General features: G+C 64.5%; 15 protein-coding genes. 6 read left to right on the top strand and 9 right to left on the bottom strand.

Going from position 1 to position 17,653, the window contains the following annotated elements:
• Positions 1-239: 239 nt before the first annotated feature.
• From argR to PJW05_RS08145, 9 genes are all read right to left on the bottom strand, one after another.
• Positions 240-1,229 carry a transcriptional regulator ArgR gene (gene argR, locus PJW05_RS08185; protein WP_271411218.1) on the bottom strand — a complete coding sequence of 330 codons (990 nt, stop codon included), beginning with the start codon at positions 1,227-1,229 and terminating at the stop codon, positions 240-242.
• Positions 1,230-1,325: 96 nt separating this feature from the next.
• Entirely contained in the window at positions 1,326-2,090 is a 765-nt protein-coding gene (aotP, locus tag PJW05_RS08180; RefSeq protein WP_028626373.1) for an arginine/ornithine transport ATP-binding protein AotP, read from the bottom strand.
• 19 nt (positions 2,091-2,109) lie between these two features.
• Positions 2,110-3,222 (bottom strand): succinylglutamate desuccinylase/aspartoacylase family protein, encoded by a 1,113-nt coding sequence (locus PJW05_RS08175; protein ID WP_271411217.1) that lies wholly within the window; start codon positions 3,220-3,222, stop codon positions 2,110-2,112.
• Between the two features lie 4 nt (positions 3,223-3,226).
• Entirely contained in the window at positions 3,227-3,925 is a 699-nt protein-coding gene (locus tag PJW05_RS08170) for an ABC transporter permease (protein WP_271411216.1), read from the bottom strand.
• Positions 3,922-4,611, bottom strand: a complete 690-nt coding sequence (locus PJW05_RS08165) for an ABC transporter permease (protein WP_271411215.1) — start codon at positions 4,609-4,611, stop codon at positions 3,922-3,924. Before PJW05_RS08165 ends, PJW05_RS08170 begins: the two co-directional genes overlap by 4 nt.
• Before the next feature lie 107 nt (positions 4,612-4,718).
• Positions 4,719-5,498, bottom strand: a complete 780-nt coding sequence (locus PJW05_RS08160; RefSeq protein WP_271411214.1) for an ABC transporter substrate-binding protein — start codon at positions 5,496-5,498, stop codon at positions 4,719-4,721.
• A 555-nt stretch (positions 5,499-6,053) separates the two neighbouring features.
• Positions 6,054-8,009, bottom strand: coding sequence for an acetate--CoA ligase (gene acs, locus PJW05_RS08155; protein ID WP_271411213.1), 1,956 nt, complete (start codon positions 8,007-8,009; stop codon positions 6,054-6,056).
• Positions 8,010-8,281: 272 nt separating this feature from the next.
• Positions 8,282-9,775, bottom strand: coding sequence for a sodium/proline symporter PutP (gene putP, locus PJW05_RS08150; RefSeq protein ID WP_271411212.1), 1,494 nt, complete (start codon positions 9,773-9,775; stop codon positions 8,282-8,284).
• A 740-nt stretch (positions 9,776-10,515) separates the two neighbouring features.
• Complete coding sequence (locus tag PJW05_RS08145) at positions 10,516-11,268, bottom strand: AraC family transcriptional regulator (protein WP_271411211.1); 753 nt, start codon at positions 11,266-11,268, stop codon at positions 10,516-10,518.
• Positions 11,269-11,414: 146 nt separating this feature from the next.
• On the opposite strand from PJW05_RS08145, the gene lon reads away from it, so the two are divergent.
• The 6 genes from lon (at position 11,415) to cmoB (ending at position 17,553) form a co-directional block, all read left to right on the top strand.
• The gene (gene lon / locus PJW05_RS08140) at positions 11,415-13,814 is read left to right on the top strand and encodes an endopeptidase La (protein ID WP_271411210.1); all 2,400 of its coding nucleotides are present in this window, start codon (positions 11,415-11,417) and stop codon (positions 13,812-13,814) included.
• A gap of 176 nt (positions 13,815-13,990) precedes the next feature.
• Entirely contained in the window at positions 13,991-14,395 is a 405-nt protein-coding gene (locus PJW05_RS08135) for a protease inhibitor I42 family protein (protein WP_271411209.1), read from the top strand.
• Between the two features lie 91 nt (positions 14,396-14,486).
• Positions 14,487-15,176, top strand: a complete 690-nt coding sequence (locus PJW05_RS08130; protein WP_271411208.1) for a lysoplasmalogenase — start codon at positions 14,487-14,489, stop codon at positions 15,174-15,176.
• A 57-nt stretch (positions 15,177-15,233) separates the two neighbouring features.
• Positions 15,234-15,779, top strand: a complete 546-nt coding sequence (locus PJW05_RS08125; protein ID WP_442969248.1) for a hypothetical protein — start codon at positions 15,234-15,236, stop codon at positions 15,777-15,779.
• A gap of 65 nt (positions 15,780-15,844) precedes the next feature.
• On the top strand, positions 15,845-16,588 hold the full coding sequence (cmoA, locus tag PJW05_RS08120; protein WP_271411206.1) for a carboxy-S-adenosyl-L-methionine synthase CmoA: 744 nt from the start codon (positions 15,845-15,847) through the stop codon (positions 16,586-16,588).
• Positions 16,585-17,553: a tRNA 5-methoxyuridine(34)/uridine 5-oxyacetic acid(34) synthase CmoB gene (gene cmoB / locus PJW05_RS08115; protein WP_271411205.1), complete on the top strand. Its 969-nt coding sequence runs from the start codon at positions 16,585-16,587 to the stop codon at positions 17,551-17,553. The genes cmoA and cmoB overlap by 4 nt, the downstream gene beginning before the upstream one ends.
• The last annotated feature ends 100 nt before the right edge of the window (positions 17,554-17,653 follow it).

The raw sequence follows: 17,653 nt of genomic DNA, 5'->3' as shown, positions 1-17,653 counted from the left end.
AACGCTGATCGGCACCGCCACGCACCGTGGGGGAAATTTTCTCCACAGGGTGACTGGCGGGTATCAGAGGAAGGGGCGGGACTGAATGACTTACAGCGAAGGCCAAACTGATTGTGGGGGCGAATTCATTCGCTAAGGGCAGCAGCGCTGCCCCCTGGTGGTTCGAAGAGCAGACCTTCGGCCTGCTCAGCGAATGAATTCGCCCCCACAAGAAAAGAAGAGGCAGGGAGAGAGAAGGATCACCCCCGCTCGGCCACCGCCGCCGGCTGCTGCTGGGCTTCGAAGGGACTGGAGCCGCGGCGCTGGTTGCGGTCTTCGCGGGGGGTGACGCCGAAGAAGTTGCGGTAGGCGCTGGAGAAGTGCGGGCCGGAGGAGAAGCCGCAGGACAGGCCGATCTGGATGATCGACTTGCTGGTCTGCATCAGCATCTGCCGCGCCTTGTTCAGGCGCAACTCCAGGTAGTACTGGCTGGGCACGCGATTGAGGTACTGCTTGAAGATGCGCTCCAGCTGACGACGGGATACGCAGACGTGCTGGGCGATCTCGTCGGTGGTCAGCGGCTCTTCGATGTTCGCCTCCATCAACAGCACGGCCTGGGTCAGCTTGGGATGGCTGGAGCCGAGCCGGTTCTGCAGCGGGATGCGCTGGCGCTCACCACCCTCGCGGATGCGCTCCACCACCAGCTCCTCGGACACCGCTCCGGCCAGTTCCGCGCCATGGTCGCGGGCCAGCACCGCCAGCAGCAGGTCGAGCACCGCCAGACCGCCGCAAGCCGTGAGGCGATCGCGGTCCCAGTCGAACAGGTGGCTGGTGGCGATCACCTTGGGGAAGCGTTCGGTGAAGTCGTCCTGCCAACGCCAGTGCACCGCCGCGCGATAACCGTCCAGCAGGCCGAGTTGCGCCAAGGGGTAGACGCCCGCGGAGAGGCCGCCGACCACGCAACCGCCACGCACGCATTGCTTGATCGCGGCAGAAAGCGCCGGCGACAGCTGCGCTGGCGGCTCGTCAGCCACCAGGAACAAGCGCTGCTGGCCTTCCAGCTTGCCGGCCCAGGGTTCGCCGGGCAGGCGCCAGGCGCCCTCGGCGGCCGGCTCGGCCTGCAGGAAAGACATCTCGTAGACCACGTCCGGATGCAGTCGCTGGGCAACGCGCAGGGCTTCCTCGGCCAGCGCCAGGGTCAGCGCCTTGGTACCAGGCCAGAGGAGAAAGGCAATTCGATGGGCAGTCATGGCAGGCAGCTTAGCAGACCCCGGCAGGAGGAAAGGGACAAGGCGGACAAGGGCTTGGAACGCACGACGGCGGCCCTGGGGCCGCCATGTCGGAGATCACTTCAGGCTGCCGGAAAGGAACTGTTTGAGGCGATCGGACTGCGGGTTGGCCAGCACTTCCTTCGGGCAACCGCGCTCCTCCACCAGCCCCTTGTGGAGGAACACCAACTGGTTGGACACCTCGCGGGCAAAGCCCATTTCGTGGGTCACCACCACCATGGTGCGGCCTTCCACGGCCAGGTCCTTCATCACCTTGAGCACTTCGCCGACCAGTTCGGGGTCCAGGGCCGAAGTCGGTTCGTCGAACAGCATCACCTCCGGCTCCATGGCCAGGGCGCGGGCAATGGCCACGCGCTGCTGCTCACCGCCGGACATGTGCGCCGGGTAGGCGTCCTTGCGATGGGCCACCCCCACCTTCGCCAGGTAGTGCTCGGCCTTTTCGATGGCTTCTTTCTTCGGCACTCCGAGCACATGCACCGGCGCCTCGATGACGTTTTCCAGGGCACTCATGTGCGACCAGAGGTTGAAGTGCTGGAACACCATGGCCAGGCGCGAACGCATGCGCTGCAGCTGCTTGGCATCGGCCGCCTTGAGGCCACCGTCCTTGTTCGCCACCAGCTTCAGCTCCTCGCCATTGAGCAGGATCTTGCCGCCGTGGGGCTGCTCCAGCATGTTGATGCAGCGCAGGAAAGTACTCTTGCCCGAGCCGCTCGAGCCGATGATGCTGATGACGTCGCCGGCCTTGGCTGCCAGGGACACGCCCTTGAGCACTTCGTGGCTGCCGTAGCGCTTGTGCAGATCTTGGACTTCCAGTTTGTACATGGTCTCGGTCTCGTTTGGCTCAGTCGCTCAGCAGGCGTCCCTGACGAATGGGTTCACGGCCGGCCACCTTGGCCAGCCAAAGTCCAGGTTGCGCAAAGCGCATCCGCTCACGCGCGAACAGCACGCCGTCCACCGAAGCGCGCACCACGGCATGGCGGTCCTCCAGCGGATCGATCACCTCGAACAGCGCATCGCCCGCCTTCACCTTCGCCCCGGCGGGCTGCAGGAAGCTGACCACGCCGGCATGCGGCGCGTAGAGGTACTCGGCGCCCTCGAAAGGTGTGGCCTCGCAGCAAGCCTGCGGTGCCGCCGGCCACTGCCCGGCAATCAGGCCCTGGTCGGCGAGGTAGGCCAGGATGGCTTCGGCGCGGGCCTCGGCCAGCGGCTTGTCGGTATCGGCCATGCTGCCCAGTTCCACGGTGGCTGCCACGCAAGCCGGGGGAATCGACGCCCCGGGAAAGCGTTGCGCCAGGCGCAACCAGGGCAGCGAGCAGGATTCGTCGAAGGAGCTGCCGCCGGAGTCTTCGGCGGTCAGCACCGCACCAGCCTCCAGGCGCGCCGCCAGCGAACGCAGGTCGGCCCAGTGCTGGGGCGTGCAGTAGAGGTGCACCGCCGCCTCGAAATCGCAATGCAGGTCGAGCACCAGGTCGGCGTCGCAGGCCTGCCGCAGCAGCAGGCGCTGCAGGCCGTCCAGCTCGGAGCCGGCCGGCGGCAGGGCGTCCAGGGCCTCGCCCATGGCCTGGCGGATCAGCGCCACGTTGGCGGCGGCATCGACCCCCAGGCGCCCGACCAGACGATCGGCCACCAGGTCGGCCAGATCGGCGAAGTCACGGTTGAAGTTCTTCCCACTGCCCAGCTCGAAGCGCCCCTGCTGGGTGGCCTGGATCAGTTGACCGAGCCCGATGGGGTTGGCCACCGGCACCAGTTCGACCAGGCCGTTCAGGAGACCCTGCTCTTCCAGCTCGCGCAGTCGGTGCTTGAGTTCCACGGCAACGCGCATGCCCGGCAGTTCGTCGGCGTGCAGGGAGGCCTGGATATAGGCCTTACGTGCACCGCCACCGAAACGGAATACCGTCAGTTGGCGACGAGTTCCGAGGCAACCCCAGGGCAGTTCGTGATCGATTCGCTCCATGGCGTCAGGCCTTGCGCGGGGCCAGGTAGGCCAGGTAGCGGCGTTCGGCGGCCTTGAACAGGCGTACCAGGATAAAGGTCAGGCACAGATAGAACGCACCGGCGGTAATGAAGGCCTCGAACGGCAGGTAGTACTGCGAGTTCACGGTGCGCGCGGCGCCAGTGATATCGATCAGGGTAACAATGGACGCCAGACTCGTGGTGTGCAGCATCATGATGACTTCGTTGCTGTACTGCGGCAGCGCGCGGCGCAGGGCCGAGGGCAGCAGGATGCGGCGGTAGAGCTTGGCGCGGGACATGCCCATGGCCTTGGCCGCCTCGATCTCGCCATGAGGCGTGGCCTTGATGCTGCCGGCGAGGATTTCCGCGGTGTACGCGCTGGTGTTGATGGCGAAGGCCAGGCAGGCGCAGAAGGTCGCGTTGGACAGGTAGGGCCACAGTGCACTTTCACGCACGGCTTCGAACTGGGCCAGGCCGTAATAGATGAGGAACAGCTGCACCAGCATCGGGGTGCCGCGGATCACGTAGGTGTAGAGCCAGGCCGGGAAATTCACCCAGGGCTGCCTGGACACACGCATCAGCGCCAGCGGCACGGCCGCGGTCAGGCCGAGGACCAGGGAAATCGCCAGGAGCTTGAGGGTCACCAGCACGCCGCCGAAGTAGAGCGGCAGGCTCTCCCAGATCACGTTGTAGTCGAAGATCATAGTTCAGCCGCCTTGATGCCCGCCGAGTAGCGTCGCTCCATGTAGCGCAGCGCCAGCAGGGAGACGCTGGTCAGCACCAGGTAGAGCGCGGCAACCGCGAGGTAGAAAGTGAAGGGTTCACGGGTCGCGTCCGCTGCGCTCTTGGCCTTGAACATCATGTCCTGCAGGCCGACCACCGAGATCAGCGCGGTGGCCTTGGTCAATACCAGCCAGTTGTTGGTGAAACCGGGAATCGCCAGACGGATCATCTGCGGCACCAGGATGCGGAAGAACACCTTGGTACCGCTCATGCCATAGGCCAGGCCCGCCTCGCCCTGCCCTTTCGGAATCGCCATGAAGGCACCACGGAAGGTTTCCGAGAGGTAGGCACCGAAGATGAAGCCGAGGGTGAAGACACCCGACCAGAAGGGATCGAGGTCGACATAGTCCTCGTAGCCGACCATGGGCGCGACCACGTTCACCAGTTGCTGACCGCCGTAGAAGATCAGCAGGATCAGCACTAGGTCCGGGATGCCCCGGATCACCGTGGCATAGGTCTCGCCGAGCAGCGCCACCCACTTGACCGGGGAGAGCCGGAAAGCCGCGCCGATCAGGCCGAGTATCACCGCCAGGGTGATGGATGAAAGGGCCAGCAACAGGGTGAGCCAGGCGCCCTCGAGAATGGTCGAGCCGTAGCCGTTGAGCATGATCAGATCCTCATGCAGCGCGCCGGAAGGCCCCGGACGGCACCGCCACAACGAAAAAGTGGCACAAACCGCTATGTGAAGTTTGTGCCACTCTCAGGGAATTGCGATTACTCGCCGTAGACGTCGAAGGCGAAGTACTTGTCCTGTACTTCCTTGTACTTGCCATTGGCACGAATGGCAGCGATGGCGGCATTGATCTTCTCGGCCAGGGCCTTGTCGCCCTTGCGCACGGCGATACCGGCGCCTTCGCCGAAGTACTTCTTCTCGGTGAAGGCCGGGCCTACCAGGGCGAAGCCCTTGCCGGCGTCGGTCTTGAGGAAGCCATCGTCGATGTTGACCACGTCCGCCAGGGTGGCGTCGAGACGGCCGGCGGACATGTCGAGGAAAATTTCGTTCTGCGAGCTGTAGCGCACCACTTCCACACCTGCCGGTGCGAACACTTCGGTGGCGTAGCGATCGTAGATGGACGCGCGCTGCACGCCGACTTTCTTGCCCTTCAGGTCAGCCAGCGGGTCATTGATGACGGCGCCTTCCTTCATCGCGAGGCGCGCGGGGGTGTGGTAGTACTTGCCGGTGAAATCTACGGACTTCAGGCGCTCTTCGGTGATGGTCATGGACGACAATACCGCGTCGAACTTGCGCACTTTCAGGGCCGGGATCAGTCCATCGAACTCCTGTTCGATCCACTTGCACTCGACCTTCATCTCTTCGCACAGGGCATTGCCGATGTCGTAGTCGAAGCCGGTGATCTTGCCGTCGGGCGTCTTGTAGGCGAAGGGCGGATACGCCGCTTCGATACCGATACGCAGGGGCTTGTCGTCCGCCATGGCGACCAGCGGCGACAACAGGGACAGCGCCATGGCGCCGAGAAGTGCAATCTTCTTCATCTTGTGACTCCTTCAAAAGGATATGGCTTCTGTCGGCAGCGCAAGCACACGTCCAGACGGTCCGCGAAATTGTAGAAAGAGTCGTCGTCTTTGCCGACAGTGGCTGTAGGCAAAAGGCTACGACTGAGTGTGCGGCATTCTAGCCACAGCCCTTAAGTCGATATTTCTTCAATGCGACAACAAATTACAGAAGGGCCGGAGGACAAGGGAAAGAGGATTGACAGGCGGGACAAAAAGTGCGGACAGGGAAAATCATTAAACCTAATAAACAGGCAATTGTCGGGCCATAAAACACGCAGACCACTATTCAAGGGGCTTTGCGCTTTTCAACTTGCGAGAGCCGCCATTGAAAACGCACCACTATCGATCAGAGCGTTTCCGATGGAACCAGATACGTGCATGGCGTAACGCCGACTGTTACGACCGCGCCCCTCCCACGGGCTAAGCCGATATCCAATCGGATTTCGCGCGTCGACCGCCGACGCCGACGCCACACAGAAACGAAAAACCCCGCCCCGGCTTGTGGCCGGGGCGGGGTTCGGTGGCTGGCCCGGGTCAGGCCGCCTGCATGGTGCGATGGGTATCGATGAGGTGTTGCACCACACCGGGATCGGCCAGCGTGGAGATGTCGCCGAGGGCGTCGTACTCGGCCACGGCGATCTTGCGCAGGATGCGGCGCATGATCTTGCCCGAGCGGGTCTTCGGCAGGCCCGGCGCCCACTGGATGACATCCGGGGTGGCGATCGGACCGATCTCCTTGCGCACCCAGGCCTTCAGCTCCTGGCGCAGTTGCTCGGAAGCCTCCTCGCCGGCATTCAGGGTGACATAGACATAGATGCCCTGCCCCTTGATGTCATGGGGGACGCCGACCACGGCGGCTTCGGCCACCTTGGAGTGGGCGACCATGGCGCTTTCGATTTCCGCGGTACCCATGCGATGGCCGGAAACGTTCAGCACGTCGTCCACGCGACCGGTGATCCAGAAGTAACCGTCCTCATCGCGACGGGCGCCGTCGCCGGTGAAGTACATACCCTTGAAGGTCTTGAAGTAGGTGTCGACGAAACGGTCGTGGTCGCCGTAGAGAGTACGGGCCTGACCCGGCCAGGAATCGATGATCACCAGGTTGCCTTCGGCGGCACCCTCGATGATGTTGCCAAGGTTATCCACAAGGGCCGGCTGCACGCCGAAGAAGGGACGCGCGGCGGAACCCGGCTTCAACGGATGGGCGCCCGGTAGCGGGGTCATCAGGCAGGCGCCAGTCTCGGTCTGCCACCAGGTGTCGACGATCGGGCAGCGGCCCTGGCCGACGTTCTCGTAGTACCAGTGCCAGGCCTCCGGGTTGATCGGCTCACCCACCGACCCCAGCAGGCGCAGGCTGGAACCGTCGGCGCCTTCGACCGCCGCCTTGCCCTCGGCCATCATGGCGCGGATAGCGGTGGGAGCGGTGTAGAGAATGTTGACCTTGTGCTTGTCGACGATCTTGGCCACACGGGTCACGTCCGGGTAGTTCGGCACGCCCTCGAACATCAGGGTGGTGGCGCCGTTGGCCAGCGGGCCGTAGACCAGGTAGGTGTGACCGGTGACCCAGCCGATGTCGGCGGTGCACCAGAAGACCTCGCCAGGGCGATAGTCGAACACCCGCTCATGGGTCAGCGAGGCGTAGACCAGGTAGCCCCCGGTGGTGTGCAGCACGCCCTTGGGTTTACCGGTGGAGCCGGAGGTATAGAGGATGAACAGCGGGTCCTCGGCACCCATTTCCTTCGGCAGGCAGGTGGAGCCGGCCACTTTCATCAGGTCCTCGAACCAGATGTCGCGATGCGGGTTCCACTTGATGTCGGCACCGGTGCGCTTGCACACGATGATTTTCTGCACGCTGTTGGTTTCCGGGTTGGTCAGCGCGTCGTCGACATTGGCCTTCAGCGACACCTTCTTGCCACCGCGCAAACCCTCGTCGGCGGTGATCACCACCTTGGAGCCGCAGTCAATGATGCGTCCGGCCAGGGCCTCGGGGGAGAAGCCACCGAACACCACGGAATGGATGGCGCCGATACGGGTGCAGGCCAGCATGGCGACCACCGCTTCCGGAATCATCGGCATGTAGATGGTCACCACGTCGCCACGGTGCACGTCCTGGCCACGCAGGGCATTGGCGAACTTGCAGACCTGCTCGTGCAGCTCGCGGTAGGTGATGGTGCGGCTCTGGGACGGATCGTCGCCTTCCCAGATGATCGCCGCCTGGTCGCCACGGGTTTCCAGGTGACGGTCCAGGCAGTTGGCGGAGACGTTGAGGGTACCGTCGGCGAACCACTTGATGTCGACGTGGTGGTCGTCGAAGGAGGTCTGCTTCACCTTGTTGAAGGGCTTGATCCAGTCGAGGCGCTTGGCCTGCTCGCGCCAGAAGCCGTCGGGGTTGATGACGGACTGCTGGTACATGGCTTTGTAGGTCGCTTCGTCGGTGAGGGACTGGGCGGCCACTTCAGGGCGGACCGGATACAGAGAAGCAGCACTCATGGGTCTTACCTCGGTGGGTAGTTGTTTTTGTATGGCGCCTTTTGTATCCCCCACCCTTCTGTGGGGCCATTCGACCATGGTCTTACCGGAGCCGGACGCGCCCCGAAGCCTGCACGCCGCGCCCTCCCCACTCTTGCCGGGGCATCGCCCAGGCAAAAAAAACCGGCCCATATCCGAGGACATGGGCCGGTGAAGCACTATCGGGTCGTAGGTGAGAGCCCGGGATACCCCGGAGCGCGGCACGCGGAGGACCAGCCGCGCGCCGCACAGAGTCAGATGTGGGCGTCCTGGTATTCCTTCTCGGCTTCGTCGAAGCGCTTGAGCATGGCGGCGGACGGAGCGCTGCCGACCTTGCTGAAGATCATGATGCCGAGGGTGCAGAGGATGAAGCCCGGAACGATCTCGTACAGGCCGGTCCAGCCGAAGAAGTTCTTCCACAGGACCACGGTGACAGCACCCAGGATCATGCCCGCCAGCGCGCCGTTGCGGGTCATGCCCTTCCACAGCAGGGACAGGATCACCACCGGACCGAAGGCGGCGCCGAAACCGGCCCAGGCGTAGGACACCAGGCCCAGCACCTTGCTGTCCGGGTTGGAGGCGATGGAGATGGCGACCACGGCCACCAGCAGCACCATGGCGCGACCGACCCACACCAGCTCAAGCTGGCTGGCGCTCTTGCGGAAGAAGGCCTTGTAGAAGTCTTCGGTCAGGGCACTGGAGCACACCAGCAGCTGGCAGCTCAGGGTGGACATTACCGCCGCCAGGATGGCGGACAGCAGCACGCCGGCGATCCAGGGGTTGAAGAGGATCTTGGCCAGTTCGATGAACACGCGCTCATGGTTCTCGCCAACGGCGCCGGCCTGCTCCGGATGGGCGGAGAAGTAGGCGATACCGAAGAAGCCCACAGCCACCGCGCCGCCGAGGCAGAAGATCATCCAGGCCATGGAGATGCGGCGGGCGTTCGGAATGGACTTGACCGAATCGGCGGCCATGAAGCGGGCCAGGATGTGCGGCTGGCCGAAGTAGCCCAGACCCCAGGCGAGCAGGGAGATCACACCGATGAAGGTGGCGCCTTTGAGCATGTCAAAGTTGGTCGCGTCCTTCATTTCGATCGCCATGAAGGTCGGATCGACGCCGCCGGTGGCGATCATCACGATGATGGGGGTGAAGATCAGGGCGAAGATCATCAGGCTGGCCTGGACGGTATCGGTCCAGCTCACCGCCAGGAAGCCACCGATGAAGGTGTAGCAGATGGTCGCAGCGGCACCGGCCCACAGGGCGGTTTCGTAGGAAATGCCGAAGGTGCTCTCGAACAGGCGGGCACCGGCGACGATGCCGGAGGCGCAGTAGATGGTGAAGAACACCAGGATCACCACGGCGGAGAAGATACGCAGAATGCGGCTGTTGTCTTCGAAGCGGTTGGTGAAGTAGTCGGGCAGGGTCAGCGCGTTGCCGTTGTGCTCGGTCTGCACGCGCAGACGGCCGGCGACGAACAGCCAGTTCAGGTAGGCACCGACGATCAAGCCGATGGCAATCCAGCTTTCGGAGAGACCGGAGAGGTAGACGGCACCCGGCAGACCCATCAGCAGCCAGCCGCTCATGTCGGAAGCGCCGGCGGACAGGGCGGTCACGAAGCTGCCGAGGCTGCGGCCACCGAGGATGTAGTCGGAAAGGTTGTTGGTGGAACGATAGGCATAGAGGCCGATCAGTACCATGGCCGCGATATAGATCACGAAGGTAATCAGTGTCGGGTTGCTCACACTCATGGGGGTCTCCCCTGTTCGTTTGTTTTTATTCGGAGGCGGCGGGTCATCCGCTTCCGTGGTTGGTATTTGGCGGGCGCTTGTGGCAGCCACCGGTTAACTTCCCGACCGCCTCGGCCATGGAGCCGACGCTATCCCGGTCGAGCAACGTTCGCAGGGCATCCGGCCCTGCCAATGCGACAGTGGACCTTGCCGGTTCGGGCGCGGTCCACCATGCGAATAAGTGATCCCCCTGCTTGCCCCACGGGCCGCGTGCGGGGCGGCAGACGAAGGGCATGGCGACCAACGGGCTGCAAATGACGGCAGTGGACAAGACGGCAACGCGACCACTGCCCGGGGAAGGGCGGCCTGCGATCGGTGCCACGCCCACCCGTCTCCGGATTCGCTTCTACTTTGGTCTAGTTCAACCTCCCCGGCCCGCAAGAGCGCTTCGAGCGCTTGGCGGCCGTGAGGCGAGTGCGGAATTTAGAGATATGGCACTGCGCCTTTCTTGTCGGATTCTCTGGTTTATTTGCGAAAAACTCTGATTCAGGGAACTTTCCGCCAAAAGGTGCAACCTCGACCATGTCAGTCCAGCCGGACATTCCAGGAAAAAACCAATCCCCACACGAAGCATCAGGTTGCTCCATAGGGGTACAACCCAAACAAGCAACTCATGCAAAGGTTGCCCAATCAAGCCAGCACGGTTGCACTTACGCGAAAAATACCGATAACCGGCAACGCGGGAAACGGCGGGGCGGGATCTATTCGGCGCCGCGCAAGCGCTTGGGCGTCAGGCCCAGGTAGCGACGCATGGCCGTGGTCAGCGCACTCTGACTGGAGAAGCCGCACTCCTCGGCGATGCGCACCAGGGGTCGATCGCTTTCCCGCAGCAGGCGCGCGGCGCGATCGAGGCGGGTCTTCAAGAGGTACTGGTGAGGGGTCAGGCCCAGGCTGTCCTTGAATTGCGCATGGAAATGGCTCGGACTCAGGCAGGCCACCTGGGCCAGCTCCGCCACACTGATCCGGCGCGCCAGGTTGTCCCGTATGTAGTCGTCCAGGCGCTCGATGTCGAGGCTGCCCAGCGGGCGCCGGCGCACCTCGCCAAACAGCCGCAGGTACAGGGCACGCAGGAGGATGCCGCCGAGGGAGCGGGCGAGCATCGGGTCGCTGCCGTAACGGGCCAGTTCGGCGCCGGCATAGCTCAGGAGGTTCTGGAAATCCGCATCCAGCTCCGGGTACCGCGGCGTCTCGAAGAGGCGGCCGAGCAATTCCAGGTCCTCGGGCGAGGTGCCCTGCTCGTCCAGATCGAGGATCAGCATGTGGTTCTCGCCCACGCCGGCGAATCCGTGTCCGGCATCGCCCGGCACCAGGCAGGCACGCATCCGGCATACTTCGCCGCCACGTCCGTCCACCTCGAAGTCGGCGCGGCCGGCCAGGGACATCACCAGTTGGTGATGGTCGTGGGCGTGGTGGTGAACCTGATCGTCCAGGCGCAGGAGGCGGGCTTCGAACATGGGGCAACTTGTACAAAATTTGCGCATTCTAGACGTCGCAACCCGGGTTGCACAGCACCGCCCGGCAGGGGTCATCGCCACAGGCGGTTGAAATGCCCTCCAGGCCGCCCCATCTAGCCTGGGTAAGCCAATAGCCAGGTGCCCCCATGAGCGATCAGGACATCAACGCCGACATCGTCGAAGAAGCCACTTCCAGCCAGCGGACGGGCCTGGTACTGCCCGGCCAGACCCTGCCGGACAAGGTCTACATCATCCCCATCCACAACCGCCCGTTCTTCCCGGCCCAAGTGCTGCCGGTGATCGTCAACGAGGAGCCCTGGGCAGAAACCCTGGAACTGGTGGGCAAGACCGAACATCACTGCGTGGCGCTGTTCTTCATGGAGAATCCGCCGGAAGACCCGCGCCACTTCGACCCCGACACCCTGCCCGAGCACGGCACGCTGGTACGGATCCACCACGCCAGCCGCGAAGGCGGCAAGCTGCAGTTCGTGGCCCAGGGCCTGTCTCGGGTACGCATCCGCGGCTGGCTCAAGCGCCATCGCCCGCCCTACCTGGTGGAGGTGGACTATCCACAGAGCCCCCTCGATCCGCGTGACGAAGTGAAGGCCTACGGCATGGCACTGATCAACGCGATCAAGGAGCTGCTGCCGCTCAATCCGCTGTACAGCGAGGAGCTGAAGAACTACCTCAACCGCTTCAGCCCCAACGACCCGTCGCCCCTGACCGACTTCGCCGCCGCCCTGACCACCGCGCCCGCCCGCGAGCTGCAGGAAGTGCTGGACACGGTGCCGGTCCTCAAGCGCATGGAGAAGGTGTTGCCGCTACTGCGCAAGGAAGTGGAGATGGCGCGGCTGCAAAGCGAGCTGTCCGCCGAGGTGAACCGCAAGATCGGTCAGCACCAGCGCGAGTTCTTTCTCAAGGAACAGCTCAAGCTGATCCAGCAGGAACTGGGTATCACCAAGGACGATCGCAGCGCCGATAGCGAGCGGTTCATTCAGCGCCTGGAAGGCAAGGTGCTGCCCGAGCAGGCGAAGAAACGCATCGACGAAGAGCTGAACAAGCTGTCGATCCTGGAGACCGGATCGCCGGAGTACGCAGTCACCCGGAACTATCTGGATTGGGCCACCTCGGTGCCCTGGGGCGTCTACGGGCAGGACAAACTCGACCTCAAGCACGCGCGCAAGGTGCTGGACAAGCACCACGCCGGGCTGGACGACGTGAAGAGTCGCATCCTCGAATTCCTCGCGGTGGGCGCCTTCAAGGGCGAGATATCCGGCTCCATCGTGCTGCTGGTGGGGCCGCCCGGAGTGGGCAAGACCAGCATCGGCAAATCCATCGCTGAATCCCTCGGCCGCCCCTTCTACCGCTTCAGCGTCGGCGGCATGCGCGACGAGGCGGAGATCAAGGGCCATCGGCGCACCTACATCGGCGCCCTGCCTGGCAAGCTGGTGCAGGCCCTCAAGGACGTGGAGGTGATGAACCCGGTCATCATGCTCGACGAGATCGATAAGCTCGGCGCCAGCTACCAGGGCGACCCGGCCTCGGCCTTGCTGGAAACCCTGGACCCGGAGCAGAACGTCGAATTCCTCGACCACTACCTGGACCTGCGCCTGGACCTGTCCAAGGTGCTTTTCGTCTGTACCGCGAACACCCTGGATTCCATCCCCGGCCCGCTGCTGGACCGCATGGAAACCATCCGCCTCTCCGGCTACATCACGGAGGAAAAGCACGCCATCGCCAAGCGCCACCTCTGGCCGCGCCTGCTGGAACGCACCGGCGTGCCGAAGGAACGCCTGTCCATCACCGACGGCGCCCTGACGGCCGTGATCGAGGGCTACGCCCGCGAGGCCGGCGTGCGTCAGCTGGAGAAACAGCTTGGCAAGATCATCCGCAAGTCGGTGGTGCGCCTGCTGGAGGAGCCGGACACCAAGATCAAGGTCGGCCAGAAGGACCTGGAGCCCTACCTGGGCCTGGCCCCCTTCCGCAAGGAACAACTGCTGGCGGGCGTCGGCGTGATCACCGGCCTGGCCTGGACCAGTCTGGGCGGCGCCACCCTGCCTATCGAGGCCACGCGCATCCACACCCTCAACCGCGGCTTCAAGCTCACCGGCCAGTTGGGTGAGGTGATGAAGGAATCGGCCGAGATCGCCTACAGCTATATCAGCGCACACCTGAAGCGTTACGGCGGCGATCCGACCTTCTTCGACCAGGCCTTCGTCCACCTCCACGTACCGGAAGGCGCCACGCCCAAGGACGGTCCCAGCGCCGGCATCACCATGGCCAGCGCGCTGCTCTCCCTGGCACGCAACCAGACGCCGAAGAAAGGCGTGGCCATGACCGGCGAGTTGACCCTCACCGGCCAGGTACTCCCCATCGGCGGGGTGCGCGAGAAGGTTATCGCCGCGCGCCGGCAGAAGCTCTTCGAGCTGATCCTGCCGGAAGCCAACCGGGGGGCTTTCGAAGAACTGCCCGACTACCTCAAGGAAGGCCTGACGGTGCACTTCGCGCGGCGCTTCGCCGATGTCGCCAAGGTGCTTTTCGACTGAGCCTGCGCGCGATGGGAGCGCGAGTTCGCTCGCGCTCGAAGTCGCTTACACGTCGCCACCAGGTCACGCGTCGCCGCGGCGAGATGAGCCGCCATCCCGGTCATTTCTCCTCGCAGCCTACGCAAGGGCGGAGCCAGCCGTTATGCTGGCCCCGCCCTTGATCGATGGAGCCGCCGATGTCCCTCGTCCCCTCCCCTCGCCTGCTGTTGCCACTGGGCCTCGCCCTGCTCACCGCCTGCGCCCAGCAGAAGACCGGCCCCGTCCTGGTCCAGGACCAGCGGGATGACTGTCCGCTGTCCCTCAGCCAGGGCCAGCCCCTGGTGTTGACCCTGCCCAGCAATCCCACCACCGGTTTCCGCTGGGTCATGCGCGACGCCGCCGCCAACGTGCTGCAGAGCCTCGGCCCGGAGGTCTACTCGACGCCGGAGGATGCCGGCCTGGTGGGCAGCGCCGGCCAATCCACCTGGCGCTTCAAGGCCAGCCAGCCCGGCGAGGGCCGCCTGCACCTGGACTACCAGCGCCCTTGGGAAGTCGAGGTGGCGCCCGCCAAATCCTTCGACTGCCAGATCAGCGTCAAATAGCACCAAATGACGGTGCCGCTGGCGTCCGCCGCCTGGCGCGCGCGTCGGCACCTTCCCATAGTGGGGCTCTGTCGAATCCGCAGGAGCACTTATGGGAACCCTGATCTTCGGACTGGCCGGCGTGCTGGCCTTTCTCGCCGGCCGCGCGCTGGAACTGGACTGGCTGTCCTTCGTCAGCAAGCCCGTCCCCGTCATCGCCCTGCTGTTCTGGTTGCGCCGCGCACCGAGCAGTCCGTACCGCCGCTGGATCACCGTCGGCCTGGGGTTGTCGCTGCTCGGCGACATGCTGCTGGAGTGGCCGGGCGACCTGTTCGTCTTCGGCCTCGGCGCCTTCCTCGTCGCCCACCTGGCGTACCTGCGCGCCTACCTGCTGAATACCCGCCGCCTGGCCCCACTGGCGCTGCTGGCGGCGGCCAGCGCGGGTGGCGCCATCTTTGCCCTGCTTGCCAGCGGCGGCCTGGGCGCATTGCTGCTGCCGGTAGCCTGCTACGCACTGGCCATCAGTGCCATGCTCTGGCGTGCCCTGGCCCGTCTGGGCAGCGGAATCGACCGTCCCTCGGCGCTGCTCGCGGCCGGTGGCGCGACGTTGTTCGTGCTGTCCGACAGCCTGATCGGCGTCAATCGATTCGTCGCCCCCTTCGAGGGCGCCAGTTATCTCATCATCCTCACTTACTGGCTGGGCCAGTGGGGCATCGCCGCCTCCGTTCCAAGGAGCTTGACCCCGTTGGCAAGCAGGGAAAAACCATCGGCACCCTCGCGGGAAATCGGCTATAGGAATTAGGCGGACACTTGAAATGGGGAACGCGGGATGGGTGGTCTGGTACGACTGTGGAGCTTGATGCTGTGCTGTGCAGTGCTTCTCTCAGGCTGCGGTAGCCTGTTACCCAGCGAACGGGCGGAAGTGTTGTCACCCTTTCGCGACTACACCGACGCGGAAATCCGCTATTCCCAGGCTCAGCCCGGCAAGACCAGCCGGACCGAGCTGTTCTCGCTGGGCTTCGACCCGCTCGTCCAGGGCAATGGCAAGATGCTGTCGTTCATCGACGTGCGCCTGATGTTCGTGCAGCCCAACGTCCCCATCGACTACCTGCCCGACGGCCTGATGAGCTGCCTGGAAGCGAAGGACCGCTGCATCGGCTACGCCTTCGAGTTCACCAAGACCGACACCCAGCGCGTCGGCAATTTCTGGGCTGACGTATTCAACTTCCGCAAGAACCGTGAACTGCAGGGCTGGACCTTCCGCGCGGTCTTCGTGCTGGTGGATGACGTACTGGTGCACAAGGTGAGCAACGGCGAGCCGAACATTCGCCGCTACGAGGTCAAGCGCAATCCCCTCGGTCCGCTACAGGGCGCCGGCGAGTTCTTTTCCGATCAGTTGAAGTAAGGGAGGTTTGGCCGCGCCGCGCAGTCCGCTAGAATGCCGGCCTTTTCCCTTGCTGGTACCGGCCCGTGACCGAAAGCCCCGATCGCATCTACGCCAAGCCCCAGACCCAGGTCGCCGACTTCGCCTTCAACGAAGACGTGGTCAGGGTGTTCCCGGACATGATCAAGCGTTCGGTGCCGGGCTACCCCACCATTGTCGAAAACATCGGTGTGCTGGCCGCCCGGTTCGCCCAGGCAGGGACTCCGCTCTATGACCTGGGCAGTTCCCTCGGTGCGGTGACCCAGGCCCTGCGTCGCCATGTGAAGGCGGACGGCTGTCGGGTGATCGCTGTGGATAACTCCAGCGCCATGGTGGAGCGCTGCCGGGAATACCTGCACGCCCAGGACGCCATGTTCCAGGAACTGCTGCCGGTGGAGGTACTGGAAGCGGACATCCTCGCCTTGGACCTCCAGCCCTGCTCCCTGGTGGCGATGAACTTCACCCTGCAGTTCGTGCCCCGCGAGCACCGCAGCGACCTCCTCGGTCGCATCCGCCAGGCCCTGCTGCCGGGCGGTGCATTGATCCTGTCGGAGAAACTGCGCTTCGAAGAGGCCGAGGAACATCAACTGCTCACCGAGCTGCATATCGCCTTCAAGCGCGCCAATGGCTACAGCGAACTGGAAATCGCCCAGAAGCGCAGCGCCCTGGAGAACGTCATGCAGCCGGACAGCCTCGAGGAACACCGCGCTCGCTTGCTCGACGCCGGTTTCTCCAGGGTGGTGCCCTGGTTCCAGTGTCTCAATTTCGCCTCGCTGATCGCCCTGCCATGATTCGTACGCTGGACCTTGACGCCCTGCAACAACGACTGGCGGGCAGCCCCCTGCAGGACTGGGCGGCGGACCTGCCCGCGCAACTGGACACCAAGCTGGCGGTCGGCCATGGCGACCTGCAGCGGTGGGGCGCTGCGGTCGAGGCCCTACCGCCGTTGCAACCGCAGCAGGTGGAATTGGCCCAGCGCTTCCTGCTCGATGGCCCCTGCGATGACGCCACGCGTGCGGCGTTGAAGACCGCGCTGCAGGGTCTGATCCCATGGCGCAAGGGCCCCTTCGAACTGTTCGGCGTGCACATCGATACCGAATGGCGCTCCGACTGGAAATGGGCGCGGGTAGCACCCCATCTCGACCTGCGCGGCCGTCGCGTGCTGGACGTGGGCTGCGGTAACGGCTACTACCAATGGCGCATGCTCGGCGCCGGTGCCGACGCGGTGGTGGGCGTCGACCCCAACTGGCTGTTCTTCTGCCAGTTCCTGGCCATGAAGCGCTTCCTGCCCGACCTCCCCGCCTGGCACCTGCCCCTGGCGCTGGAGGAACTGCCGCCGAAGCTGGAAGGCTTCGATACCGTCTTCTCCATGGGCGTGCTCTATCATCGCCGCTCGCCCATCGACCACCTCCTGGACCTCAAGGACTGCCTGCGCCGGGGCGGCGAGCTCGTGCTGGAAACCCTGGTGGTGGAAGGCGACGCCCAGCAGGTGCTGGTGCCCGAGGACCGCTACGCGCAGATGCGCAACGTCTGGTTCCTGCCCTCGGTGCCCGCGCTGGAACTCTGGTTGCGCCGCGCGGGCTACGTGGATGTCCGCTGCGTGGACGTCAGCTACACCAGCGTGGAAGAGCAGCGCAGCACGGACTGGATGCGCTTCCAGTCCCTGCCCGAATTCCTCGACCCCGCCGACCACAGCCGCACCATCGAGGGCCTGCCGGCGCCGGCGCGGGCCGTGTTGATCGCACGCAAGCCCTGACCTGAAAGGGGCCGCTGCGCGACCCTTCGCGAATGAATTCGCCCCCACAAGGTGCGTGCATTTCCTGTGGGGGCGAATTCATTCGCTGAGCAGGCCGAAG

It is taken from the genome of Pseudomonas sp. Q1-7 (assembly GCF_028010285.1).
In the GTDB taxonomy this organism is placed as follows: domain Bacteria; phylum Pseudomonadota; class Gammaproteobacteria; order Pseudomonadales; family Pseudomonadaceae; genus Metapseudomonas.
The sequence above is the reverse complement of the archived record's forward strand: the minus strand, read 5'-3'. Positions and strand labels throughout refer to the sequence as shown.